The 25,660-nt window shown below is 57.8% G+C and carries 15 protein-coding genes; 10 read left to right on the top strand and 5 right to left on the bottom strand.

Going from position 1 to position 25,660, the window contains the following annotated elements; translation table 11 throughout:
* Positions 1 to 82 precede the first annotated feature (82 nt).
* A complete protein-coding gene (locus GSQ91_RS01370; RefSeq protein WP_254064308.1) occupies positions 83 to 3,958 on the bottom strand; it encodes a carboxypeptidase-like regulatory domain-containing protein in 3,876 nt (1,291 codons plus the stop codon).
* Positions 3,959 to 4,449: 491 nt separating this feature from the next.
* Here GSQ91_RS01370 and GSQ91_RS01365 point away from each other — a divergent pair, with 491 nt between their 5' ends.
* Complete coding sequence (locus GSQ91_RS01365) at positions 4,450 to 4,971, top strand: DUF4386 family protein (RefSeq protein ID WP_158819452.1); 522 nt, start codon at positions 4,450 to 4,452, stop codon at positions 4,969 to 4,971.
* Between the two features lie 197 nt (positions 4,972 to 5,168).
* On the top strand, positions 5,169 to 6,989 hold the full coding sequence (locus GSQ91_RS01360) for an alpha,alpha-phosphotrehalase (protein ID WP_254064315.1): 1,821 nt from the start codon (positions 5,169 to 5,171) through the stop codon (positions 6,987 to 6,989).
* A gap of 16 nt (positions 6,990 to 7,005) precedes the next feature.
* Here the strand turns inward: GSQ91_RS01360 and GSQ91_RS01355 are convergent, their stop codons facing one another.
* A complete protein-coding gene (locus tag GSQ91_RS01355; RefSeq protein WP_158819451.1) occupies positions 7,006 to 10,662 on the bottom strand; it encodes a chemotaxis protein CheB in 3,657 nt (1,218 codons plus the stop codon).
* A 225-nt stretch (positions 10,663 to 10,887) separates the two neighbouring features.
* Here GSQ91_RS01355 and GSQ91_RS01350 point away from each other — a divergent pair, with 225 nt between their 5' ends.
* A complete protein-coding gene (locus GSQ91_RS01350; protein ID WP_158819450.1) occupies positions 10,888 to 11,835 on the top strand; it encodes an extracellular solute-binding protein in 948 nt (315 codons plus the stop codon).
* A 19-nt stretch (positions 11,836 to 11,854) separates the two neighbouring features.
* On the opposite strand, the gene GSQ91_RS01345 is transcribed toward GSQ91_RS01350, so the two are convergent.
* On the bottom strand, positions 11,855 to 14,338 hold the full coding sequence (locus tag GSQ91_RS01345) for a TonB-dependent receptor (protein ID WP_158819449.1): 2,484 nt from the start codon (positions 14,336 to 14,338) through the stop codon (positions 11,855 to 11,857).
* A 242-nt stretch (positions 14,339 to 14,580) separates the two neighbouring features.
* On the opposite strand from GSQ91_RS01345, the gene GSQ91_RS01340 reads away from it, so the two are divergent.
* From GSQ91_RS01340 to GSQ91_RS01310, 7 genes are all read left to right on the top strand, one after another.
* Positions 14,581 to 15,006 carry a TOBE domain-containing protein gene (locus GSQ91_RS01340; RefSeq protein WP_158819448.1) on the top strand — a complete coding sequence of 142 codons (426 nt, stop codon included), beginning with the start codon at positions 14,581 to 14,583 and terminating at the stop codon, positions 15,004 to 15,006.
* Between the two features lie 89 nt (positions 15,007 to 15,095).
* The gene (locus GSQ91_RS01335; protein WP_158819447.1) at positions 15,096 to 16,334 is read left to right on the top strand and encodes a Zn-dependent hydrolase; all 1,239 of its coding nucleotides are present in this window, start codon (positions 15,096 to 15,098) and stop codon (positions 16,332 to 16,334) included.
* A 169-nt stretch (positions 16,335 to 16,503) separates the two neighbouring features.
* Positions 16,504 to 17,850, top strand: a complete 1,347-nt coding sequence (locus GSQ91_RS01330; RefSeq protein WP_158819446.1) for an NAD(P)-dependent oxidoreductase — start codon at positions 16,504 to 16,506, stop codon at positions 17,848 to 17,850.
* Positions 17,850 to 19,265 carry an NAD-dependent dihydropyrimidine dehydrogenase subunit PreA gene (preA, locus tag GSQ91_RS01325; protein WP_158819445.1) on the top strand — a complete coding sequence of 472 codons (1,416 nt, stop codon included), beginning with the start codon at positions 17,850 to 17,852 and terminating at the stop codon, positions 19,263 to 19,265. The genes GSQ91_RS01330 and preA overlap by 1 nt, the downstream gene beginning before the upstream one ends.
* Positions 19,266 to 19,376: 111 nt before the next feature.
* Positions 19,377 to 20,792, top strand: coding sequence for a dihydropyrimidinase (gene hydA / locus GSQ91_RS01320; RefSeq protein ID WP_158819444.1), 1,416 nt, complete (start codon positions 19,377 to 19,379; stop codon positions 20,790 to 20,792).
* Complete coding sequence (locus GSQ91_RS01315) at positions 20,789 to 22,243, top strand: NCS1 family nucleobase:cation symporter-1 (RefSeq protein WP_254064307.1); 1,455 nt, start codon at positions 20,789 to 20,791, stop codon at positions 22,241 to 22,243. The genes hydA and GSQ91_RS01315 overlap by 4 nt, the downstream gene beginning before the upstream one ends.
* 16 nt (positions 22,244 to 22,259) lie before the next feature.
* Positions 22,260 to 23,630: an aspartate aminotransferase family protein gene (locus GSQ91_RS01310; RefSeq protein ID WP_158819443.1), complete on the top strand. Its 1,371-nt coding sequence runs from the start codon at positions 22,260 to 22,262 to the stop codon at positions 23,628 to 23,630.
* A gap of 188 nt (positions 23,631 to 23,818) precedes the next feature.
* On the opposite strand, the gene GSQ91_RS01305 is transcribed toward GSQ91_RS01310, so the two are convergent.
* Together GSQ91_RS01305 and proC are read right to left on the bottom strand one after the other, a co-directional pair.
* The gene (locus tag GSQ91_RS01305; RefSeq protein WP_158819442.1) at positions 23,819 to 24,727 is read right to left on the bottom strand and encodes a COX15/CtaA family protein; all 909 of its coding nucleotides are present in this window, start codon (positions 24,725 to 24,727) and stop codon (positions 23,819 to 23,821) included.
* 9 nt (positions 24,728 to 24,736) lie between these two features.
* Positions 24,737 to 25,561: a pyrroline-5-carboxylate reductase gene (proC, locus tag GSQ91_RS01300; RefSeq protein WP_158819441.1), complete on the bottom strand. Its 825-nt coding sequence runs from the start codon at positions 25,559 to 25,561 to the stop codon at positions 24,737 to 24,739.
* Between the last annotated feature and the right edge of the window lie 99 nt (positions 25,562 to 25,660).

Genomic DNA, 25,660 nt, shown 5'->3' with positions numbered 1-25,660 from the left:
CAGGATGCAGTTATAAAGCGGTTCTAGAAAAATGCCTCGGGTGCGCGACATGCACCCGAGGCTTGAGGAATCACGCCATAACTTAGAAGTTGATGTGACCCGCGAATTGGAAGTCGCGAGAGTTGGCCTGCGCGCCCGTAATGACGCCGAACGCATTGCCAGCGGCTGAACCCGGTGCGCCCCACGTAGCCGATGGGTTCGACAGTGTGGCATGGTTAGCGACATTGAGGCAATCGACCTCGGCCACAAGATTCACCCGGTTCCATATTGGGAATGTCCGGCGTAAGCTGACGTCGTCCTTCCAGAAGTACGGATTGCGCAGACCGTAAGGTGCTGTGCGTGGTGCGTTGCCGAGTTTGTTGTAGTTCGTGCTGAGGTTGGAGCTATAAGCTGTCGGAGCACTAAAGGCGTCGGGGTTGATGTATTGCGTGTTGAAGCTCCGGTAGCCAGTGCGAACGCGTGGGTTCCCGGTAAAGTTGGGATTCAGATCCAGCTCGCACGTACCGGCAAGTGGCGCATTGCATCCGCCATACGAGACCACAAACGGTGTGCCGCTGGTGAACTGGTAGATTGTGGACAACTGCCATCCCCCCGCCAGAGCGCGTACGAGGAAATGATCTCCGCCGGTGTGGCCTTTGCCGAATGGCAACTCCCACAGGCCATAGGCCGAGATGTTGTGCGTCATATCGGTAGTGGTGAGTGAGCGCTCGATACGATTCTGATGGAACGTCTGCGACGTACCCGAAACCGAGCCAGTGGGCAGATCGAAGCCCGAGCGGAAGGTGCCATCGTCGCCAATATTGCGCGACCATGTGTAGTTGAACGTATAGGAGAGTCCGTGAGAAGCACGCTGCGCGAGCGAGGCCTGCAGTGAGTTGTAGCTGATGTTTGCCACGTTCTGGCCCCATGTGTCGGAGAGACCGTTGTACTGCGGGAAGGCAACCAGCGTCTGAGCTATCGTGGCCTGGGTGCCAGCCGAAGAGATCGCCGCATACGGGAGCTTGTAGCCAGACATCGCAGCCTGCACGATCGCAACGTTCGCCGGCGTCGCCTTCGCGCCGAGCACGGGATTCTTGCCCGTGGAATCGGCCACCGCAGCTAGCGCCACCATGTACTTCGGATCAAGCTGATTGGTCCAGTAGCCGCGAGGGTTTGAGCCACCCGCCAACAGGAAGTGGCTTTCAGTTCCGGCATAGTTCAGGGTGAGCGTCAGATTGTTGTTCAAGGCTTGCTGAATCCCGGCATTGAAGAGAGCGAACTCAGGTGCGCGGCCGGAGAGGTAGGGATCGGCGTACCCAGGTCCAGTGCCTGTCGAGCCTGTTGTGCCGTAATAGCTGGTCAGCAGTGTCTGTGCTGCGGCGTTCTGCTGCGGCAGCGCGGGCAGCGAGTAGCCAGGACCGCCGTATTGGGTATTTCCCAATCCGGCGTTCTGGAAGTACGTACCATTGTTCAGGTAGTACGAGGGTCCTGGAGCACCGTTCGAAGTTGTCGTGATTTCAGTAGGCGTTGTAGCGCTGGTGTTGAAACCCGTCTGGCCTGTACCGGTACCTGCACCACCGCGGCCACCGACACCGCCTCCAATCGAGTACACCAGGCCATAGCCCGCTCGTATCACCGTCGTTGGAGTTACAGAATAGGCCAGACCTATACGTGGTCCGAAGTTCTTCCACCACGTCTGCACCGGTGTCCGGCAGTTGCAGCTTACACCCGGTCCGCCATGATTGCCAGCAAACTGTAGCTCACCCGGAGTGCCTGTGATGGAGTTGGTGAGGTTGGGATTCATGAAGCTCCATCGGTCCTGAACTTCGTGGAAGGGTGGAAAGTAGTCCCAACGCAGACCGATGTTCAGTGTCAGATTGGGTGTCACCTTCCAGACATCTGCGACATAAGGAGAGGTGTCATGGTAGCGGCCACCGGTCTCCGATACGGCCTGCAGGCCGATATTGGATTGACTCGCCGCGCCTAGCAGGTAACTGGCATAAGAGAATCCGCTTGGTCCTGGGCTGTTCGCGCTTGTTCCAGCGTTTGGAGATACGGTGCCAGATACGATCGCGGCGGTTGAGTTCGCTGAGAACCCAAGCTGGTAGACGCTGGAAGGCCCCAGTTGCGCGGCGACGTTATCTTCAAGCCACTGCGTCGTGAAGCCCAGCGTAAGGCTGTGCTTGCCCTTGGTGATCATAAAGTTGTCCAGCAGCGTGAACGTGTTGGGGATCGTCGTCTGTGTTGCTCCGCTGGCTCCGTTCGATGTCCAGGTTGCGAGCTGTGCTGCATTCGCAGTGGTCGTCGCGAAGCTGATCTCCGGAAATTCCGTAGATGCCTGGCCGTCAGGAAGGCCAGTGATACCGATGTCCGCGGCAGCACGGTAGGGTGAAACCCCGTCCGTCAGATTGGTGATGGGCTGGCCAAAGCGATTGAAGGCAAACTTCAACTGGTTGGTCATGCTGTTGGAGATCTGCCATGCGTGTTCGATGTCCGTCACAACGGGCGTAATGGTCGCGTAACCGCCTGCCGTGTAGGGCAGCGGAAGCACGACACCGGCTACGGTAGGCACTGCATTCGATCCAACGGTGAAGGGCACGTTCTTGCGGACGCCATACGCCATCACGTACGAAAGCCGCTGTCTGGGGGTGAGATCAAAGTCGGCCCGGCCGGCGATCTCCCAGTTGTCATAACCGCTGGGCACGCCACCGAAGTAGTTGTTTACGGTGTTGGTATTGGCGTAGTTAGTCGGCAGGTAGCTCTGCATCTGGAGGGCCATCGGCGACTGATACGCCGTAGGAATAATGTTGTTGGCGAACTTCGTACGGCAAACTGTTCCGCTGCCTAAGGCCGAGCATGCTGCATCTGTGGTCGGATCGTAGATGGGCACCGTCAACTGGCTGAAGTTGCCCTGCCGCATAAGCGCCGTGGGTATGGTTACGAAGTTAGGGTTGATGCCGCTACGGCCGTGGTATTTGTCGTAGGTCAGATAAAAGAAGCCGTGCTTCTTCATGAACGGAATAGGACCGCCGCCTGCGGCGACAAGCTCCGACTGATGTTCATCGGGCTTGGGTGATTGAATCGTCTGGCCTGCAGCATTGACGGCCGTTGCATCTTTAGACGCAAAACCCCAGGTGTCGAACATGCGCGCGCGAACATAGGTATTGAACGAACCGTGATATTGGCTAGTTCCGGACTTCAGCGTGAAGTTGATAATGCCAGCACCCTGGTACTCCGCATCGGGTGTGCTGGTTACCACCTGGAACTGGTCGATGGATTCCACAGGGAGCGCATTCGAAACAACCCGGTTGTCGCCCTGCTGGTTGATCGTCGTTACCGGAATGCCATCGACATACACTGCGGCGAGATAATTCCCAGTGCCACCGATGATGGGAGCGCGAGAGCCACTTTGCACGCCGGGCACCAGAACGGCGAAGGCTGTCGGATCACGCTGTTGCCCACCCATTTGGAGAGGAAGGTTGGCATAGGTCTTGTTCTCCATCACCGCGCCAAGAACCGCGTTCGTGGTCTCCAGAGCCGGTGGAGCATCGGTCACTGTGACCTCCGTGGACTCTGATCCGACGGCCAGGGTGATGTTCAAACCGGTCAGTTTGAGGGCGTCGACCGAGAGGTTTTTCTGAGTCACCTCTTTGAAGCCCTGCGCCTTGGCAGACACCGCATAGACGCCGGGGAGGATGGGCGAGATCGTATAGAGGCCGTCGCTGGAGGCCACACGCGTTGTGGCGACACCTGTTGCCACGTTGGTCGCGGTAATAACTGCTCCCGGGACCGCGGCACCGGTTGGGTCGATGACCGTGCCCTGTATACCGCCTTCACCACCTGTCTGCGCCAACAGCGCTGCCGAACCGAAGATTCCCACATGAATAAGACACACAAGGGTGTACAGAAAACGTGGCCAGAACGGAAGCTGAACTTTGTTAACGCCATTGCCTGGCGTACTTACGTAGGTATGAGGCATGATTTCTCCGGGACAGGTTAAAGCGATTGCTTCTCAGCCACAGAACCTTACCTGTCTGACATGTTTGATGTCAATAGAAAAATTATTCCAATAAATATGCCTGACAGCATAATCCCCATCAAATAGAGCCGAATGTTTCACTCCTGCCCCTTCCTCTGTGTGTCCGCGACCTCTGAGCATCATTGCCAGAAGCCGGTGCAGGAGTGAAGTTCGGTAGGTGGCAGCTTTGAACCCATAGTTTCGATTAGGCGTAACTTAGGCTCTTTGGGTTATGAACACAAAGAGGGCTGAGGGAGCCACCTCGACGTCCTATTGGCCGACGACTCGCCAGAATCAGAAATACAAACTGGTTCTACCTCTCCATGAATGCGTTTGATGTCCAAACCCGCAGCCCGACAACTCATTAGGGGTTGCGTCGCGTGTTGCGTGCTATCCTCGCCTTGAAAATGGGATTGAAACGCCATGGAGGTCGTACAAGCATGAGGAGTTCGTTGGCAAGGACAACGGGTCTTATCTATCTGCTGTACTTCCTGACAGCAATTGTGGGACAGGTTCTGCTTAGTAAGCATTTTGCCGTATCGGGAAAGGTGACCAACTTCATCTCGATTGCGCTCTACCTCGTGCTCGGAATTCTGTTTTGCCGGCTGTTCTGGCCGTCGGGCAGGATTCTGTCGTCCGTCGCCATGCTATTCAATTTCGCAGGGGTCGCCATGATGTTGCCGGAGTTGTATCCCAGCGGGAAGCCACCAGCTAATCCGCTGCTCTTCTTCGGAGTGTACTGTTTTCTGATCGGCGTTCTGATTCTTCGTTCGGCCTTCTTGCCAAGGGCACTGGGGCTGTTAATTTTGATAGCGGGCTTCGGATGGTTTGTCTTCCTTGCTCCATGGCGTATGCATGGTGTAGCCGTCTTCACCGAAGTTCTCGGATTCGTTGCGGAGGCTGCACTAATGCTCTGGCTCTTGGTGAAGGGAGTGAATGAGCAGCGATGGGTTGAGCAGGCCAGGGGACACTAGCAATCTGCTCGCTTCCGAGTGATACCCCCTACCCTACACATCGTGATCCTTCTAGCCGGTGAATTCGAGCTGACCCTGAGATCGGTTCATGCATTCATAAAGTGATTTAATTCACGCTAGATAACTTGCAGCAGTGAAATGGAGGAAGGGGATAAAAGTTATCGGCGCCCCGTCTTCTTTTTAGAGAGACTGTCTTGATGCGTTCCCTTATCGTTGCCGGCTTCGTCGGCGGGTTGTTTGGTGGGTTTGCCGCAGGTCACGCTTGCGCGCAGACTGGGACTATGCCGTTTACACCCTCCGCCACTCCGTCGCACGTCCTTACGCAGGAGGGCCGCACAATCAATGGGTACATTCCAACCTGGTGGAAGGAAGCGGTGGTGTACGAGGTATATCCGCGTTCGTTCCAGGACTCTAACGGAGACGGCATCGGCGATCTGCGCGGTGTCACTTCCAGGCTCGACTACCTGCAGAGGCTCGGAGTCAATGTCGTCTGGCTTGGACCGCACTATGACTCGCCCAATGCGGACAATGGCTATGACATCCGCGACTATCGCAAGATCATGGCGGAGTTCGGCACCATGGCCGACTTCGACGAGCTTCTTGCCGGAATCAAGAAGCGGCACATGCGGTTGATTCTCGACCTGGTCGTCAATCACACCAGTGACGAAAATAGCTGGTTTGTCGAAAGCCGCAAATCGAAGGACAACCCTTATCGCGACTTCTACTTCTGGCGGCCCGGCAAGCCTGGGGAGAATGGCACGCCGCCGCCGCCCAATAATTTCCCGTCTTTCTTTTCTGGTTCGGCCTGGAAGCTCGATCCGGCGACGAACGAATACTATCTCCATCTCTTTGCGGAAAAACAACCGGACCTCAACTGGGACAATCCCAAAGTTCGCGCCGATGTGTACAGCATCATGAAGTTCTGGTTGGACAAGGGAGTCGATGGGTTCCGCATGGATGTGATTCCATTTATCTCCAAGAACCCCGCGTTTCCAGACCTCAAACGGGGAGAGAGTTCCAGCGACGTCTATGCCTCGGGGCCGCATCTCCACGAATATATTCAGGAGATGAACCGCAACGTGCTCTCGCAGTACGACACGCTGACGGTGGGAGAGGCGCTTGGAATTTCATTGCAGAAAACGCCTCTGCTGGTCGATGAGCGTCGTAAAGAGCTCAACATGATCTTCAACTTCGATATCGTGCATCTGGAACGGGATGGTCGCAAGATTCGCCCATGGACGCTTCCGGAGTTGAAGGCGCTTTATGCGCGACAGACCGCAGGGCTTGATGCGCACAGCTGGAATACGATCTTTCTCTCCAACCACGACAACCCGCGTGTTGTCTCAACGTTCGGTGACGACTCGCCGGAGTGGCGGGCGCCGTCTGCCAAAGTCCTGGCAACGCTGCTGCTGACACAGCGAGGCACACCGTTTCTCTACCAGGGGGACGAGTTAGGCATGACCAACTATCCCTTTCAAAAGATCGATCAACTGCGGGATATCGAGGCGAAGAACGCCTGGAAGGCCGATGTGCTGAGCGGCAAAGAGACGGCAGCACAATATATGGATGATATGCGGCACACCAGCCGCGATAACTCACGCACTCCCATGCAGTGGAACGGTTCCCGGAACGGAGGCTTCACCACGGCTGAGGTCCCGTGGATCGCTGTCAATCCAAACTATGGAACCATCAATGCCGAACAGCAGCTGAAGGATCCCAATTCGGTCTATGAATATTTTCGCGGCTTGATCGCACTCCGCGCCAGTACGCCGGCACTTATCTACGGCGACTACCAAGATCTTGATCCGGAGAACCCAAAGATTTTTTCTTATACGCGTTCGTTAGGCGAGGACAAGTATCTTGTCCTGATGAATTTCAGCCGAGAGCCGGTCGACTATGCGCTTCCAACGACGCTCAAGGTTGGAGAGCTTGTCCTCTCCTCAGACAATCGCAGGGAAAGCGGAAAAGCCACGGTCCGTATGGCGGGATGGGAAGCTCGTGTCTATCGGGTTCGCTGAGCGCGGTACGATTTCTCTACTTCGATAGCTCAAGGGGTAAGAAGAGGGAGAAGGCCGTACCACTTCTTCCGGGGCGCGTTGTGCTGGACACCCGCAGATCGCCCTGCAGTCGTTCGACAAGTTGAGCAGACACCCACATGCCAAGCCCGGTGCCAGTCTCGTTCTTGGTCGTAAAGAACGGCTCATAGATTCGGTGGAGCGTCTTGGCTTCCATTCCCGTGCCGGTGTCGGCAATGGTCGTACGTATACCGCGTCGTTCTGGGTTATGCCAGTCATAGGAGGCTCTTACCCGCAGGGTGATGGAACCCGACCTCATCGCGTCGACAGCGTTGGAGATGATATTCGCAAAGATCTGACGAAGGTCTCCTGCCAGGCAAAGGATCGACGGACTGTCTCTATATTGACGATGGATGATGATGTTATTGGCCAGGAGCTTTCCGTGATAAAGCACCAGCAGAGAGTCCAGGATCTCAGAGACCTGCACCGACGACGGAGCTGTAGATTGCCGGTAGAACTTGAGTGTCTGCTGCGTGATGTGTGAGACGCGGCCGACCTCTTCCAGTGCCTGGGTCGCATAGGCTTTTGCTGCTGCCGCATCATCTCCGGTCGAGGCGAGATAAAGAAGATTGGTGATCGCCTCCAACGGATTATTGATCTCATGCGCGATGGTGGCCGCCAGACGGCTCGCAATGGCCAGCTTCTCTGCCTGGATGAGCGCCGCTTCGATCTTCTTGCGCTTGGTCATATCCGTGAGGGACAAGAGGATCAGGGGGGCTGCTTCCGGCTCCTGCACCATGTAGCGCCCACTGAGCATGAAGGACTTCCAGCCGATGCCGGGAAAATCGTAGATGACCTCATGATTCAGGAAATTTCTGTCGTGCGGCAGAACCTCTTCCAACAGGGTCCGAAGATCGGCTTTATTCCACTGCCCATCCCCGAGGCTATACACAAACCGGTTCAGTGTTGCCTCCGGTGTAACTTCAAAGGCCTGATAGAAAGAATAGTTCGCCATCAGGACGTGCAAGTCGGCATTCAATACCAATACAGGCTCGGGCATGGTTTCGATGATGGACTTGGTAAACTCGCTCGCAAGTACCAGCTCCTGATTGCGCTTCTTGATGACATCGATATCCATGAGGACTAAGACTGCGCCATCGCTGCGGTCATCGAATGTCTTGTAGGGTTTTACCTGCAGCCGATACCAGCGGCCTTGCTGATCCTGTACCTCTCGTTCGAGATCTACGACGTCTCGGAGAACAGTTGTAAGCAGAGGTTTTAAATCAACGTTGAGGTCCGGCCGGATATCGGTAATGGGGCGTCCTATATCGGTGGGAAGCACTTTAAAGATGGTCTCTGCCGTAGGGGTCATGCGGCGTATGCACAGACCGCTATCGACCATCACGATAGGGATCACGGTGCTTTCGAGCAGGTTCTTCAGGTCATTCCCAAGCAGATGCAGGGTTGTGTTGTTGCTGTTCAACTCATCGTTGACGGTGGTGAGTTCTTCGTTGGTGGCTTGCAACTCCTCTTTGGAAGTCTCCAGCTCTTCATTGGTACTTTGCAGCTCTTCGTTGGCAGAGAGCATCTCTTCGTTGGCGGACTGATAGTCTTCGCGGAGCGTTTCGTGTGCTCCCAGATGCTCCTTGAGCAGCGCGCGTGTGGCTTGCAGTTCGCGTTTCTGCTCAAGAATCGTTCTCCGAGCAAGATCGCTTGCCTTCACAGGCAGGCGCTGACTTGTTTTGCCGTGTGTCTCGATTAGAGGTGCTGCGCCCTCAAAGAGGATGAGATAACACCGCCCTATTCCGGAAACCGGTTCTTCCATGGGAATCACGGATAAATCGACCACACGCCTTTTGCCGTTATGTTCAAAAGCGACGTTCTTTTTCTTGATGGACGCAGCTTTTTTTCTGGCGGAAGCGATGGCCGTGCGCAGGGCGATGGCCAGCTCGTCATGGACCATATTCAGCAGATTAAGATTCGCGCGTCCGGACGCAGGCTCCAGGTAAGGACTGGTTCGACCGCGAAACTGAAGGATCTCAAGGGCATCGTTGACGATCACGCCGGGCGGGGCACACTCCTTCAGCACGATTCGATCGGCGAGTTGCTGCAGCTCGGCTTCATTCTGGCTCGAACGGCTGATGGGCTGCGCTTTTGTTATCGGCGATGCCGTCGCCTGCAGGGGAGTCCGGCTTGTCTTGAACGTATGCTGTTGCCGGTGATTGCCAACCTTTTTGGAGTAGATTTTGCTCTTTTTATTCAATGGCGTAAACATCTGCGGATAAGAGGCTGCACTCTCGGCACTGCCCAGCAGCAGAAATCCGGAGGTATTCAAGGCGTAGTGCAGGGTCGAGATCACTCTTTCCTGCAGCTCCGGTTGAATGTAGATCAGGAAGTTCCGGCAAGAGATGAGATCCAGGCTCGAAAAGGGTGGGTCTTTAGTGACATTCTGACGCGCAAAGACACACAGATCGCGGATCGATTTGTTGACCCGGTATCCCCCTGTTACCCTCGTGAAAAACTTTGCAATGCGGGCTGCAGAGACATTCTTCATGGCGCTGTCGGGGTAGATGCCGGAGCGCGCCTTCGCAATCCCTTTCTCATTGATGTCCGTGCCAAAGATCTGGATGCGGATGCCATCTGCTCTTGCACCTAGAAACTCCAGCAAGGTAATCGCCAGCGAGTACACCTCTTCTCCGCTGGAACAGGCGACTACCCAGATACGCAGCGACCCCTCTGCTTTTTCTGCAACGATCGCTGGATACACTGTCTTTGCAAGGTCCTCAAAGACCTCCGGATTGCGGAAGAACTCTGTTACGGGAATCAGAACATGATGGGAGAGCGCTGCTACCTCTTCTGGATGTTCGCCGAGATAGGTGAGATATACCGCAAGGGAAGTGATCCGAAGCGCAGCCATGCGCTGCTGCGTACGCCGATGAATCGTATTGGGTTTGTATTTGGTGAAGTCTGCGCCCTGTGAAGTACTGACCACATTCAAAATTGAATCGAAGACGTCATGATCGTCTTTGGGCTCTTCCTGGGGATCCAGCAACTTGCGCCGGGCGTTGGGGTGGGTGCTCATCCAGGCCAGTTCCGCCGCAATCTTCTCGGGAGATAGAACGTAATCGATGCAGCCAGATTCGATGGCGCTCCGTGGCATGCCGCCGAACTTCGCTGTCTCCGGGCTCTGGGCGAAGGTCACTCCACCTTTGGCGCGAATCGCTTCAACCCCGGCTGTGCCGTCGGATGCTGTGCCCGAAAGGATGACGCCGATGGCCTTGTTCTTGCGTACTTCGGCCAGCGAACGCATGAAGATGTCGATGGGCAAGTGTTGCTTGTGATCCGCGACTCGCGGTATCAGTCCGAAGTGGCCATCCGTGATGGAGATGTCTACGTTGCTGGGCATCACATAGACGCGGTTGGACTCGATTTTCATCGAGTTGATGGCTTCGAGTACAGGAATTTTTGTCGCCTTCGCAAGCAGTTCCGGCAAAAGGCTACGGCGTTTGGGGTCGAGGTGCTGAATCAGAATGAACGCCAATGCGATATCTGTGGGAAGCGCATGCAGAATTGCCGTAAGAGCTTCCAGCCCCCCTGCCGATGCCCCGATGGCCACAACGGGAATCTCCGGTGATGTGCCTTTGGGCGGTGGTCTTTGTATGGGTGGAGAAGGCATTCGACACCGGGATCCCTCCGGGAACATCGTGCGTCGGAACGGTTGGGCGTGATCTTTTATTCGATCAATAGCCGTTCCAAGTGTACGCCATCCTCGAAGCTAGTCTCTGTCTTACCAGCGCTCCGCAGTGGCCTCGCCGCCCGGCACAGACAAAAGATATCGTTTCGCTCCGTATAAAATCGATAGCGCAAACCTCTATCTCCCTCGAAGAGGGGAAGGATCTCCATGAAACGCGACAGAAAAGACTTCAACAGGCGAGAGCTTTTGATGGGCGGAGGTTCGCTCGTCGCAGGAGCTATCGCTGCTGGATTTCCCACTCGCTTGCTGGCTGAAGAATTGGCGGTGCTCGACGTCGCCTCTGCTGGTTCTATCCGTCCGATCATGGAAGGTCCTATCAAGGCGTCGATTGCGCAGAGCCTCAAGCTGGACCTGCATAGTCACGCGCAGGGTGCAGATGCTGTAGCGCAGTCGATTGTAGATGGGAGTTTGCGGGCTGATGTGTTCATCCCCATCACGCCCGGTCCGATGCTCACTGTGATGCGTGCTGGTAAAGCGAAGATAGCGCAGCCGATCGCCCGCACAGAGATGGTCATTGTGTACAGTCCGAAGAGTCGCTTTGCGCCTCAGTTCGAAGCTGTCGCCAAGGGGAAGGCGAACTGGTGGGAGATTCTGCAGGAACCTGGGCTGCGCTTTGCGCGTTCCAATCCTGCCGGCGACCCGGGAGGACGCAACATCATCTTTGCGATTATGCTGGCTGCCAAAAAATACAATCAGCCAAATCTGGTGGAGAAGGTTCTTGGTCCGACACTGAACCCGGCTCAGATTCTTACCGGCGGAAACAATCAGGCACGCCTGCAGAGCGGTGAATTGGATGCCAGTGCTTCTTACAGGATCGGACCCGGTTGGGCCAACCTACCCTACGTCGTTCTGCCAAAGGACATCAACCTGAGTGGTCAGAATGTTCACGCTGAGCATCCGGATGTGAGTCTGTTGATTGACGGGAAGACGTACTATCCGGAGCCGCTGGTTTACTATGCCGCGATTCTCCAGAACGCCGCCAACCCGAACGGTGCAGCCGCGTTTGCAGAGTGGCTCAGAGGCGACGAGGCACAAGGGTTATTCCGCCGCTACCAGTTCGATCCTCCCGGAGACGCCTCTACGCTTCACGCATAAGGCGCCTCCGGGTCTCCTCTTAGAAGGCGAACTTCAGCGACGTCGATATCGTTCGCGGCGTGCCAAGGTGAGCTGTATTGCTGCTCGCGTTGGTTCCCGTGATGTCGCCGGCTGAGATCGTCGAGTAGTAGCGGGTATCGGTGATGTTATTGCAGGTGAAACGCAGCGTCGCCAGCTTGGTAAAAAACGCGTGCGAGTAGCGGAAGCCGAAGTCGAACGTGTTGTAGCCGGTAGTGGTGTGCAGGTTCTGGTCGTCTTGTGGACGCTTTCCTACAAACTGCCAATCGCCTGTGATGCTCAGGTTCGCGACGCCGGGCACGCGGTATTCGCTCAACAGGTTCGACTTATAGGAAGGGATACCGACGAAGCGTTTGCCCTCGGTTGAAGGCACGTTCGTGTTGTTCAGCCGCGCGTTGAGTGCGGTGAAGCCACCATCCACGAGCAGGCGATGGAACAGCGTGCCTTGCCCGGAGATCTCTGCGCCGTAATTCACTTGTTGCCCGACGATCGCATAGATGGTTTGCGTAGCGCTGTTGTTGAACGGAATGGTATCCGCGAAAGGCCGTTCCAGCCGGAACAACGCGGTTGTAATCGCTAGTGGTCGGGCCTCCGTCTTGAAGCCAAGCTCCCACTCCTTGCTGCGGTAGGGTGGGAGTGCCTGATTGGCATTCACGAGAGTGGCGCCACCGGGAGCGATATCGCCCTGCTGCAGGCTGCTGGCATAGGTGGCATAGGCTGTTGTCCAGCTCGTCGGCTTATACATCACGCTGGCAGAAGGGCTGATGCCTTGCTTGTTCGAGCCGCTAGTGCGCGCGGTCGCGGAGTTGTTGTCCACGCCGATCCAATCCTGGCTGGCGGCGAGACGCACCAGGAAGCGACTGCGGAACGTGATCAGGTCTCCGAGGTCAAAGCCTTGCTGATGCACCACCGCGGATTGGTACAGCCCGTGATTTTGCGGCAGGCCCGCTACTGGAGCTGGAAATACCTTCGGGTTGGCGATGTTTGCCGTACCGAGTAGAACGGCGCTGGCCGAAGGTGCGGTATACGCGTACTGGTTGAAGCGGTAGCCTTCGCTGGCCGCAACCACATCCTGCTTGATGCCCCATTTCTGAATGACACCGGTGATATAGCCAAGATCGCTTTCCACGCCAAAGCGGGGTGCAAAGCCTGTCGCTAACGAAGTGCTGTAGTCGCCAGTGTTGTCGGTGAGGGTGTTGACGGGCGTATCGATAAAGCGATCGAGACGTTGCGCCAGGCCTCCAGCCATCGCGTGCCAGTTGGGCGAAAAGTCATGGAGCAGGCGAGCGCTGGTGCTTTGCGTGGTGAGGTTCACACCAGCATAGGCCTGGCCGTAGCCAACGCGCGTTGGATCGGGTGCGGAGGGCAGCAGCAGTGTAGGTTGCAGTACTCCATTGACGGCCTTGGGCGGGCCGTATACGAACCAGCCCGGATAGCCGCGCTGCACGATGTCATACACGCTGTAGTGTCCGTCTAGTGTGGTCCTGTCTGTGGGACGGAGGTCGAACGCGAACTCGGCAAGGCGACGGCGCAGCCGGCTCTCGTCGACGAACTGTGTTCCATCCCCAAAGAGCAGATTGGTCCGATAGCCGAAGATCTTATGCGGCCCCATGCGGCCGCCCGCATCTCCATAGATTGTGCCGACGGAGCTACTGTCCTGCTCGAGGAAGAGGTTGGCGGTGCGTTCTTCCGTGGGGCGTTTGAGCACGAAGTCGAACATGCCGGAAGGGTTCGCCGGTCCGTACATGGCAGCGCCAAGGCCGTTTTCGACCTGCATCTCCTGATACTGCTCCATCGGATTGCCGCCGGTGATCGCTATCGCCATTCCGTCCATGCGTGTGTTCTGCGCGATGCTGCCCTGAACGCCGCGCGTCGCAGGGCGAAGGATCTCCGGACCCTGTTGCTCGGTGAAGGAAACCAGCGGAAGGTACTTGATGGCGTCACGAAGGCTCTTCACCTGGGTGTTCGCGATCTCTTCGGCCGGCATTACCGTGATCGTGTAGGGCTGGTTTACGACCGGTGAAGTTCCCAGAACCCCCTGGTCTACATGGTTCACGTAATATCCCTGCACCGACGTGCCGGATACGCCGCCATTGACGGTAACGGATGCGCTGGTGCTGGCCAGGGCAAACGATAGGTCTCGCCTTATGTACTGCCCGGCTGGAACGGTCAATGAGGGAAGGACGATTGGAGCAAATCCAGGCTTATGCGCCTCCAGTCTGTAGGTTCCCGGAAGCACAGAGTTGAAGACGTATTGTCCGGCCTGGTTGGTAGTCGTCTGGAGTGCAGGTGTAGTCTGCGAATTTTCCAACGTGACAACGGCATTGCCCACTACCGATTGATCCGGGTCTTTAATCGTGCCGCTTACCTGAACCGACTGTGCGAAGGCCTGCAACGATCCCAGCAACAGAAAAAGTGTGAATAGCGGAAGGCGGAAGTGTGAGTTTTTGGAGAGGGGAAGGGGGACAACAGTGTGGCGAGACATCGCGCTCCTTGAGAGTTGGTTCACCCGGCCTCGACGCATTCAAGCGTAAGACCACTTTGGAGGCGCCGGATGGTGGAGGAGGGTTTGCGGTAGCTATGTGGCTTAGGAATGAACGTCGTCCGCTATTCCTTATGCACGTTTTGAAGAAGTAATTGTTCCGACTGCTTGAATTTATACGAATCAAATCATAGGGTCAATTTCATAAACCAACGATTTCTTTTCAAAAATGCTAAATCTAGTTCATGCCAAAATTCGATCCCATGTTGACGCCTCGCGAAGCAGCCCGCCTTCTGGGAATTAGTTATCCGACGATTAAGCAGTGGATCCTCACGGGCAAGCTGAAGACTCATCCGACACCGGGCGGCCATCATCGCATCGCCGAATCAGCCCTTAAACCCTTTCTGGCGAAAGACAACGCCAAGCCTCCCGCGGAGTCGCGAGAGCGATATCGTCGTGTGAGCGGCAGAAATCAAATCGTTGGAAAGATCGTCAGCATTCGCGTCGAGGGTCTTCTTGCCGAAGTGGTGATCGGTACGGGCGACAACCACATTACAGCGATCATTACGGCGAGTGCGGTCCGTGAGCTTCAGCTGAAAAAGGGTGACGCGGCAGCAGCTCTCATCAAATCCACGGACGTGATGATCGAGCGACTGGACGATCCTGCTTGAGTTCTCGTTGCGCCGCAGGAGCAACCTCGCTCATCCGTCTTGCGCAAAACTTACGTCTCTAATGCTAACGTTTCATTTTGAGGTGTTGCATGATCGACCCAAAGGCAGTACTGACGCATCTGGATGAGCTTCGTGCTCTGACGGCTGACGATGAAGGGGCGCAACGCGTGGCGTGGTCGCCGGTATGGCTGAAGGCACGCGCATGGTTTGAGCAAAAACTCGCCGCGCTTCCTGTGGAGCATCACTACGATGCCGCCGGTAATCACTGGGTCACGCTGCAGGGCGAGTCGGAGAGGTCGCTGGTCTTAGGAAGCCATCTGGACTCGGTGCCCAATGGCGGATGGCTTGACGGTTGCCTGGGTGTCATCGCTGGCCTTGAGGTATTGACGAGCTTCTCGAAACAGTACAACGGTAAACCGCCCTGCACGGTAAAGCTGGTCGATTGGGCCGATGAGGAGGGCGCGCGTTTCGGACGCAGCCTATTCGGCTCTTCTGCTTTTGCAGGGACGCACAGCATCGAGGCCGACCGCGTTCGCACCGATCGCGAAGGTGTAACGCTTGAGGCCGCATTGAAGCAATGCGGTGTTGCGGTCGAGAAGGTTGGCGACGCGAGCGTCGAGCAGAAAAACATCGCTGCGTATCTCGAACTGCATATCGAGCAAGGGCCGATTCTGGAAAAGCTCGGTAAGCCACTCGGCGTGGTGCAGGGAACCAAGGGTGTGGAGCGATGGGCGATTACCTTCCGTGGCCAGGAGGCGCACTCCGGCTCGACGCCGATGGAGGTCCGACGCGATGCTCTGGCTGCAGCTGCCAAACTTGCTCTGGAGATTCGTCCGATTGCGCGCAAGCATCCGCAGTCCGTTGCGACGATGGGCAGCGTAAAGACCTTCCCCGGTATTGTGACGGCAGTGGTGGGGAGATGCGAGGCGACACTCGACATGCGCGATCTCGACGCGGAGGTGCTGGCGGGGATGCTACGTGAGGCAAGAGAAGCCAGTGAGCGTTTCGCGAAGGAAGAAGGCTGCACGGTTGAGTGGTCGAAGATCTGGTCGATCGAGCCGATACCCTTTGACCCCGAGTTGATAGCGTTTTGCGACCAGGCGATCGTCGAAACCGCCGGCGTATCCGAGCAGCTCCCGTCGGGGCCGCTGCACGACGCGGCGGAGGTCGCGCGTATTGGCATTCCCACTGTGATGATGTTTGTGCAGTCATTGAATGGCCTCAGCCACAACCGTGCTGAGGATACGAAGAGAGAGCACCTCGAGCAGGCTGTTGTTGCGTTTCACGCCCTTGCAGAGAAGACGTGCAAGTGGATTTTGAGCCGATAGGCACCCCGGCAGATACCCCTGGTTTCACGCTTTGCCTCGAAATGATGCATAATCGTGACTTCTGAAAAAGGTCTAGCAGTCGACCGGCACGCAGAGCATCAGACGGCTGCGGCGGGATCGCATTTTTATTTGGCGATATTCAACGACAGAAGGAGACACAGACGGCCCGATGAGTGAGCAGACAAACTTCCAGGCCCAGTCCCCCGGTTCGGCCGAGATTGCGGCACGCTTTCCGGATCTGCACCCTGCTTTCGACAAGACCGCAGCGGTGACTGAAGCGAACCGATGTCTTTACTGCTTCGATGCGCCTTGTACATCCGCCTGTCCCACGCATATCGATGTGCCACGCTTCATCAAAAAGATCGCCAGCGATAACCTTGAAGGTTCAGCGAAGACCATTCTCGATGCGAACATTCTGGGTGCGAGCTGTTCTCGGGCCTGTCCGGTCGAGGTCCTTTGCGAGGGTGCCTGCGTGATGCACCGCTACAACAAGCAGCCCATCGAAATTGCCAGGCTGCAGCGTTTCGCGATGGATGCCTTGCATGAGAGTGGCGCCCCACTACCGTTTTCTCCAGGCAAAGACACAGGCAAGTCGGTTGCGTTGATTGGCGGGGGGCCTGCTTCGCTTGCGTGTGCTGCCGAGCTTCGCCGTCGCGGGATTCGCGCTGAGATCTTCGACGCGCGGCCTCTTCCCGGCGGCTTGAATACCTACGGCATCGCTGAGTACAAACTGCCACTCGCAGAGAGCCTGCGCGAGATCGATCTGATCTCGCAGCTTGGCGTCGAGTTCCACTTCAACACCACCGTCGATGCCGCACAGCTAGCCGCACTCGAAGCCTCGCACGACGCGGTATTTCTGGGTATGGGGCTCGGTGCGATCCACAAGCTCGGCATCGCCGGCGAAGAGATGCAGGGCGTGACCAACGCTCTCGATTACATCGCCGGGTACAAGAGTGGAGAGATCACGACCGCACCGCAGCGAGTCGCCGTCATTGGCGCAGGCAATACGGCCATCGACGCCGCCAACGCTGCCGTTCGGCTGGGGGCGCAAGAGGTCCACATGGTCTATCGTCGCGGGCCGGAACAGATGTCCGCATTCGCCTTCGAGTATGAGCACGCGAAGCAGGAGGGCGTGAAGTTCCTCTGGCACGTCAAGCCGACTGGCCTAAAGGGAGCGGGCAAGGTCGAGGCTCTGGAGCTTGCGAAGCTCGAGACCACCTCGGATGGATCGCTTGTTCCGCAGGCGGGGGGAGAGTTCTCGCTGCCGGTCGACCTGATCGTGCTGGCTATCGGTCAGGCGACGCATACAGACTTCTTGGCTGGCCTGGATAGCCAGCCGTCCAAGGTAAAACTCGAACGCGGACGCATCCTTGTCGACCGCGCAACCGGGCAGACGTCCAACCCGAAGTACTTTGCAGGGGGCGATTGCACGAACGGCGGTCGCGAGGTAGTAGACGCCGTAGCCGACGGCAAACGCGCTGGCATTGGAATTGCCGCATGGCTGGAGGTCAAATAATGCCCACGCTTGAAACGACATTCGCAGGCATCAAGTGCATCAACCCGTTCTGGCTGGCCTCCGCACCACCGACCAACTGCGGCGAGCAGATCATGCGCGCCTTCGATGCAGGCTGGGGTGGAGCGGTGTGGAAGACCATCGGCGCGCCGATCACGAACGTCAGCTCACGCTACTCGTCGATCGACTGGAACGGCCAGAAGATGATGGGCTTTAACAACATCGAACTCATCTCCGACCGGCCGACTGAGGTAAACCTGCGGGAGATCGCCGAGGTCAAGCGCCGCTATCCCAAGAACACAGTCATTGCTTCGCTGATGGTCGAGTCCAAACGCGAGACGTGGCACGACATCGTGCAGCGTGCCGAAGACGCGGGCGCTGACGGCCTGGAGCTGAACTTCGGCTGCCCGCACGGTATGAGCGAGCGCGGCATGGGCGCGGCCGTGGGGCAGGTGCCGGAGTACTGCGAGCAGATCACAGGCTGGGTAAAAGAGAAGGCCCGCACCCCGGTCATCGTAAAGCTGACGCCGAACATCAGCGACATCCGCATCCCCGCGCGAGCCGCCAAGCGCGCCGGTGCGGATGCGCTCTCGGCGATCAACACCATCAACTCCATCACGGGCATCGATCTCGACACCCTGGAGCCTCGACCAATGGTCGACGGCAAGAGCTCGCACGGCGGCTACTGCGGACCCGCTGTCAAGCCGATCGCGTTGAACATGGTGCAGCAGGTCATGTCGGACCCCAACGCCGCGTTGCCGATGTCCGGCATCGGCGGCATCGGTTCCTGGCAGGATGCTGCGGAGTTCATTCTGCTGGGCTCGGGCACTGTGCAGGTCTGTACCGCGGCAATGCACTACGGTTACCGCATCGTCGAAGACATGGCCGACGGCCTGCTCGCATGGATGCGCCGCAAAGGCTACGAGACGCTGGACGACTTCCGTGGCCACTCACTGCCCAATATGCGCGAGTGGAAGAATCTCAACCTGAACTATAAGGTTGTCGCGCACATTCATGAATCAAAATGCATTGGTTGTGACCTTTGTTATACGGCCTGCTGGGATGGAGCGCACCAGTGTATCCATCTGGACCGCACACTCCCTGCGCCGAACCACTTCCGTACGCCGGACATGGTCGCCGCCGAGAGCCGCAGCCGCATCAGCACAACCCCGATTCCCAAGCTCGACCTCGATGGCGCGGGCGCCGACGGACCGTATCGCACGCCGCTCTCGCGCATTCCGCGAGTCGATGAAGAGGAGTGCGTCGGTTGTAACCTATGCTCACTGGTTTGCCCGGTGCCGGAGTGCATCACGATGGAGCGGATCGACACCGGTCTGGCTCCTGAAACCTGGGAAGAACGTGTAGCCGCAGGGATTGTGCCGCAGGGCGTCGGTCATGCGGGAAACCCGAATCTGTAGGAAAGAGAAGTGAGAGAACAGATACGAGAGATCAGCCTTTGGATCGCGGTAGCAAGCCTGATCTCTGTTATCTAATCTCTGTTATCTCGTAGCTAGCAGGAGCGAAGGGCCATGGGAACGCTGATCAAGAATGGAACGGTCGTTAGCGCGGACAGTTCGCAGAAGCTCGATGTACTGATCGAAGGCGAGAAGATTGCCAAGGTCGGTGCGGGGCTGAATGTAACAGGGCATACGGTCGTCGATGCAACGGGCCTGCTGGTAATGCCAGGTGGCATCGATGTGCATACGCACCTCGACATGCCCTTCGGCGGCACGACCTCGGCGGACGACTACACGACCGGCACACAGGCTGCAGCAGTCGGTGGCACGACGACGGTGATCGACTTCGCCCTGCAGTCTCAGGGGCACACCATGAAGGAGGCTCTCGCCACGTGGTTGAAGAAGTCCGACAACAAGGCGTGCGTGGACTTCTCGCTGCATATGGCGGTCACGGATCTCGGCCCAGGCGATGGCTCTCAGGGCCTGCATGAGATGGAAGAGATGCTCGCAGCCGGCATTTCCAGCTTCAAACTGTTCATGGCCTATCCCGGCGTGCTGATGATCGACGATGGCCTGATGTTTAAGGTGATGCAGAAGGCCGCCGCACTGAATGCGCTTTGTTGTATCCACGCGGAGAACGGCAGCGCGATCGATATCGTCGTCGCGCAGATGATCGCAGAAGGCAAGACCGAGCCGCACTATCACGCACTCTCGCGTTCGCCGAAGGCTGAGGCCGAAGCCACGCACCGTGCGATTGCGTTGGCCGATTTGGCTGGTGCGGCAGTCTATATCGTGCATCTCTCCAATGAGTACGCGCTCGACGATCTGAAGTTCATGCAGGCGCGCGGCGCAAAGGCTCTGGCCGAGACCTGCACGCAGTACCTCGTCCTCTCCATCGAAGACCAGATGCCGGGCAAGAGCTGGGAGGAGGCGAAGTTTGTCTTCACACCTCCACTGCGTGAAAAGCGGCATCAGGCTCCGTTGTGGGGCGCTCTGGCCGACGGCACGCTGGCGGTCGTCTCCACCGACCACTGTCCCTTCCGCTTTGCTGATCAGAAGGAACTCGGTCGCGGCAACTTCACAAAGATCCCCAACGGTGGCCCCGGCATTGAGAACCGCCTGCAGATCCTGTGGCACTTCGGCGTGAACGCCGGACGCATTACGCCGGAGAAGTTCGTCGAACTGAGCAGCACGGCTCCAGCGCGCATCTTCGGCATGGGCAAGCAAAAGGGCGCGATCGCTCCAGGGCTGGACGCCGACATCCTGCTCTGGGACCCAAACGTGGAGTACACCATCTCTGCCGCGACGCAGCGCATGGCGACCGACTACTCGATGTTCGAAGGCTGGAATGTGAAGGGCAACGCCGCGAAGGTGTTTTCGCGTGGTGAACTTGTCGTCGACAACACAACGCAGCCGGGTAAGTTCCTGGGCGCCACGGGCCGTGGGCGATTCATCAGACGCGAGGCGAATGCCGGAGGTTTTGCTTGATCTCAGCCGCCACGAAGTCCGTATTGGACAGCGACCAGTTAGGTGCGGAGTTCGCGCCCGATCCACGGCTGTACAACGAAGACCTCGCGCCGACAGAACCCTCGCAACGCACCTGGAGCACCTACAACTACATCGCGCTGTGGTTTTCGATGTCGATGGAGGTCACGACCTACATGCTGGCCTCGTCGCTGATCGCCGGCGGCATGAACTGGAAGCAGGCAGTGGGCACCATCCTGCTGGGCAATCTCATCGTGCTCATCCCGATGCTGCTGAACGCTCACGCGGGCACGCGATACGGTATTCCATTCCCGGTCTTTGTGCGCGCATCATTCGGGCCTGTGGGCGCGAATATTCCGGCGATGCTGCGAGCCATCGTCGCCTGTGGCTGGTTTGGTATTCAGTCGTGGATCGGCGGTCAGGCGATCGCGGCAATGGTCGTCGTCCTGTGGCCCACGACGGAACACATGCCCAGCGTTACCTGGGTGTGCTTTCTAGGGTTCTGGGCACTGAACATGCTGGTGGTATGGCGCGGCGTGGAGTCCATCCGGTTTCTGCAGAGCTTCTCCGCACCGTTGATGCTGGTGATGTCTTTGGCTCTGCTCGGCTATATGCTGCATCGCGCGGGCGGTTTTGGGCCGATGCTTGCAACGCCAAGCAAGTTCGCCACACATAGCGCATTCTGGCACTTCTTCTTTCCCTCGCTGACGGCGATGGTCGGATACTGGGCGACGCTCTCGCTGAACATTCCGGACTTCACGCGTTATGCCAAAAATCAGGACTCGCAGATTATCGGTCAGGCCATTGGTCTGCCGGTGGCGATGACGCTGTATTCGTTCATCGGGATCGCGGTGACGTCGGCTTCGACTGTTGTCTTTGGCCAGCCGATATGGAATCCTGTGACGCTGCTGGGCAAGTTTCATCAGCCCTGGATCGCGTTCTTCGGCATGATTGGACTGCTGATTGCGACGTTGAATGTGAACATCGGGGCTAACGTTGTAGGCCCCTCGAATGACTTCTCGAACCTCGCGCCAAAGTTGATCAGCTTCCGTACCGGTGGATTGATTACAGGCTTCCTCGGGCTTGCGATGATGCCGTGGAAATTGATGGCAACGTTCGGCAGCTATGTGTTCGGGTGGCTGGTGGGGTACTCCGGGCTGCTGGGGCCTGTCGCCGGCATTATGGTCGTCGACTACTTTCTCGTGCGCCACAAGCAGCTCGATACCTACTCACTCTATCGCCGCGGCGGAATCTACGAGTATAAGAACGGCTTCAATCCAGTCGCTTTGATCGCACTCGTTGCAGGAGTCGTCGTGGCGCTGATCGGGCGGTTCGTTCCGCAGATTGCATTTCTCTATGACTACGCCTGGTTCGTCGGTTTCTTCCTCTCCGGCGCTATCTATTACGTGCTGATGCTCGGCCACGCCCGGCGTCTGGCACTCGCTACCAACTGATACGAAAGGCAACACCATGAGCCCTACTGAAACGCTTCCTCAAACATCGCATGGCCTCACCTCTGAAGAGATCGTCGATCTCACTCGCCGTCTGAACTACGGCACCTGGCGCTTCCAGAAGAGCTGGAACCCCGTCCACATGGCCGACGCCGAGGGCTGCTACATGATCGACGGGAACGGCAAGCGTTACCTCGACTTCTCGTCGCAGCTGATGTGCGTCAACCTCGGGCACAAGAATCCGGCGGTGATCGAGTCCATCGTGCAGCAGGCGCGTGAACTGCCCTACGCCATGCCGGGCTACGCGACCGCGACACGCGCCGAACTCTCGAAGCTGTTGCTGGAGGTGCTGCCCGAGGGGCTGAGCAAGTTCTTCTTCACGACCTCCGGCACGGAGGCCAACGAGGCGGCCTTCAAGATCGCGCGCATGTACACCGGCAAGTCGAAGATCATCGCACGCTATCGCTCCTATCACGGCTCTACGACGGGCAGCATTGCGGCGACCGGCGATCCACGCCGTTGGGCGATGGAGCCAGGCGGCAAAGGCCCCGGCGTCATCTTTGGCCCCGAGGTCAACTGTTATCGCTGCCCGATCAAGCACACCTATCCGCAGTGCGGCATTGCCTGCGCCGACTATATCGAGCACATGATTCGCAATGAGTCCGACGTAGCAGCGGTATTGCTGGAGCCCATCGTCGGCACGAATGGCGTCCTCGTTCCGCCCGATGAATACTTCCCGAAGCTGCGGAAGATCTGCGACGAGACTGGCGTGCTGATGATCGCTGACGAGGTCATGACCGGCTGGGGCCGCACGGGCAAGTGGTTTGCCGTGGACCACTGGGGCGTGAAGCCGGACATTCTGGTCACGGCGAAGGGCATTACCTCGGCCTATGTTCCGCTAGGACTTTGCGCAACCACGCAGAAGATCGGCGACTTCTTCATCGACCACTACTTTGCTCACGGACATACCTACGAGGCGCACCCCATGACACTGGCTCCGGCGGTCGCGACCATCCACGAGATGCAGCGGCTGAACCTCATCGACCGCGCCGCGGAACTTGCTCCTTATGTAGAAGCGAAGCTTCAGGCGCTAAAAGCGAAGCATCGCAGCATCGGCGAAGTGCGTGGCAAGGGATTGTTCTGGGCCGTGGATTTGGTGAAGAACCGCGAGACCAAGGAGCCGTTCAACACGTATGCCGACAAGGTCTCAGGCGCGCCGCTTTTGGTCGATCAGATCGCAGGCAAGATGTTCGCCGACGGCGTCACGATTCAGGCCTGGGTAAGCCACTTCGTCATCGCACCGCCGCTGATCGTTACGAAAGAGGAGATCGATAGAGGCATCGATACGCTGGATAAGCATCTTTCGCTGGCTGATGAGAAGTGTGTGTGAGCGCTGGTTTGCTGTTGCTTGTTTTTCGTCGTCATCCTGAGCCGTAGGCGAAGGACCCCCGAATTGGTGCCACCCCAGACGCAAAGCGCGACACCGCCAATATTTGTAGTTCGCTTTGCGTCTGTGCCACCTCAAATGCGGGGGTCCTTCAGCTTCGCTTCAGGATGACGGCGAAAAACAAGCAACGACTATCGCTGCGGCGCCAACACATCGGAGCATAACGCCACCAGCGCAATCCAATAAAGATCCGCCCCCAGCAGATGCAACACCTGCATCCACGTCGGCGCCAGCAGCAATACATCGCCCGTGCCAAGCACCAACTGCAACACGAGCAACGCCACCACCCACCGTGCAACTTTGGAGCGCACCCGCAGGCACAGCCACGCAACACAGACCACACCGATGATCGCGGCGGCAGGGTGCAGCCAGCGCATCCGCACAAGCAGCGGGGCCGTCGCGGCGAAGTCAGCAGCCAAACCCGCGCTCAGAGAGGGTGAAGGGAAGAGCGTATCCGCAAGGGCCGCCACCGAGCCTGTTGCGCCTACAACGATGGTCGCCAATAATCCGATCCACGCCAGGCTTATGGCCTCCGCTGGACCTGATGAAGTTTCCTGCCTCCTGCGAAGCCACCATGCTGTCAGTGTCAGCGCAGCCAGCAACAACATCGTATTGGTGAAGTGGATGCACTGCACGAATACGCGCGCATCGGAGGCGTTGTTCTCAACATATCCGCCCAAGACCAGCACTGCACCCAGCAACGCTTCGGTCAATAGCAGAACACCAACCCAGACCGCAGCTCTGCGTGCGCGCTCACCCTTGGCACGAGCGAAGAAGACCCACGCGATCAACACGGCAACCAGTGTGGAGCAGAAGCCGGTCATCGACCGGTGCGTGTACTCGATGATGGTCGCCAGACGCGGATGATGCGGGAAGAAGTCGCCGTTGCACAGCGGCCAATGGTTGCCGCAGCCTGCGCCAGATCCCGTCGCGCGCACGATAGCGCCCTCCAGGACGACGAGGACCATGAAGGCCAGCACACACCACGCATAGGCCGTGAGGCCGCATCCCTCGCGTAACGCCCGTACGATTCGACTCATGCTTCGATGTTAGCTGTTGGCCAGCTCGCGGGCACGCAGGGTTGCGCGTTTAACGGCCTTGATCAGCGTGACGCGCAGACCGCCCTCTTCGAGTTCGAGGATGCCGTCGACCGTGCACCCAGCGGGCGTTGTGACCTCGTCCTTGAGCAGCGCCGGATGAGCGCCGGTCTCGAGAACCATCTTGGCGGAGCCGTAAGTCGTCTGCGCGGCCAGCAGGGTTGCGATGTCGCGTGGCAGCCCGACGTTGACGCCGGCTTCGGCAAGGGCCTCGATGATGATGTAGAGAAAGGCTGGGCCCGAGCCAGAGAGTCCGGTTACGGCATCCATATGCTTCTCGTCGACGACGACAGTACGTCCGACCGTCGCGAAGATCTTTTCGGCAACCCGCAGTTGCTCATCCTTAACGAAACGCCCACGGCAGAGGGCCGCTATTCCGGCGCCAACCATCGACGGCGTATTGGGCATGGCCCGAATCACCGCGATCTCCAGGCCTGCAGCATCTTCAATGGCACGAGTCTTGACCGATGCTGCAAACGACACCAACAGCTTGCCCGGTGTGAGTGCGGGCTGGATCTCACGGATCACGTCGGCGATCTGGAGCGGCTTTACGCCCAGCAGGATGACATTGGCCTTTTGCGCCGCTTCGAGGTTATTGGTGGTGACCGTGATGCCAAGCTGGCTCGATAAAGCCTGCGCGCGCTCTTCGTGAGCGACTGTTGCGGAGATCTGTTCGGGCTTAAGGAAGCCGGCCTTCAGGAAGCCCTGCAGCAGAATGCCGCCCATCTTACCCGTGCCGAGAATGGCGACCCGAAGCTCTGTGTCGGAGGAAGTCATGATTGCAAGGCTATCAAATGCTGGAGCAGGCAGTTTTTACTGCTGCGAGCGAAATGCCTTTAACGCGGAGGACGCCGAGGTTTCGCGGAGGTCGCGGTG

This window comes from Granulicella sp. S156 (assembly GCF_009766105.1).
GTDB lineage: Bacteria > Acidobacteriota > Terriglobia > Terriglobales > Acidobacteriaceae > Granulicella.
This window is presented reverse-complemented; position numbering and strand designations above follow the sequence as displayed.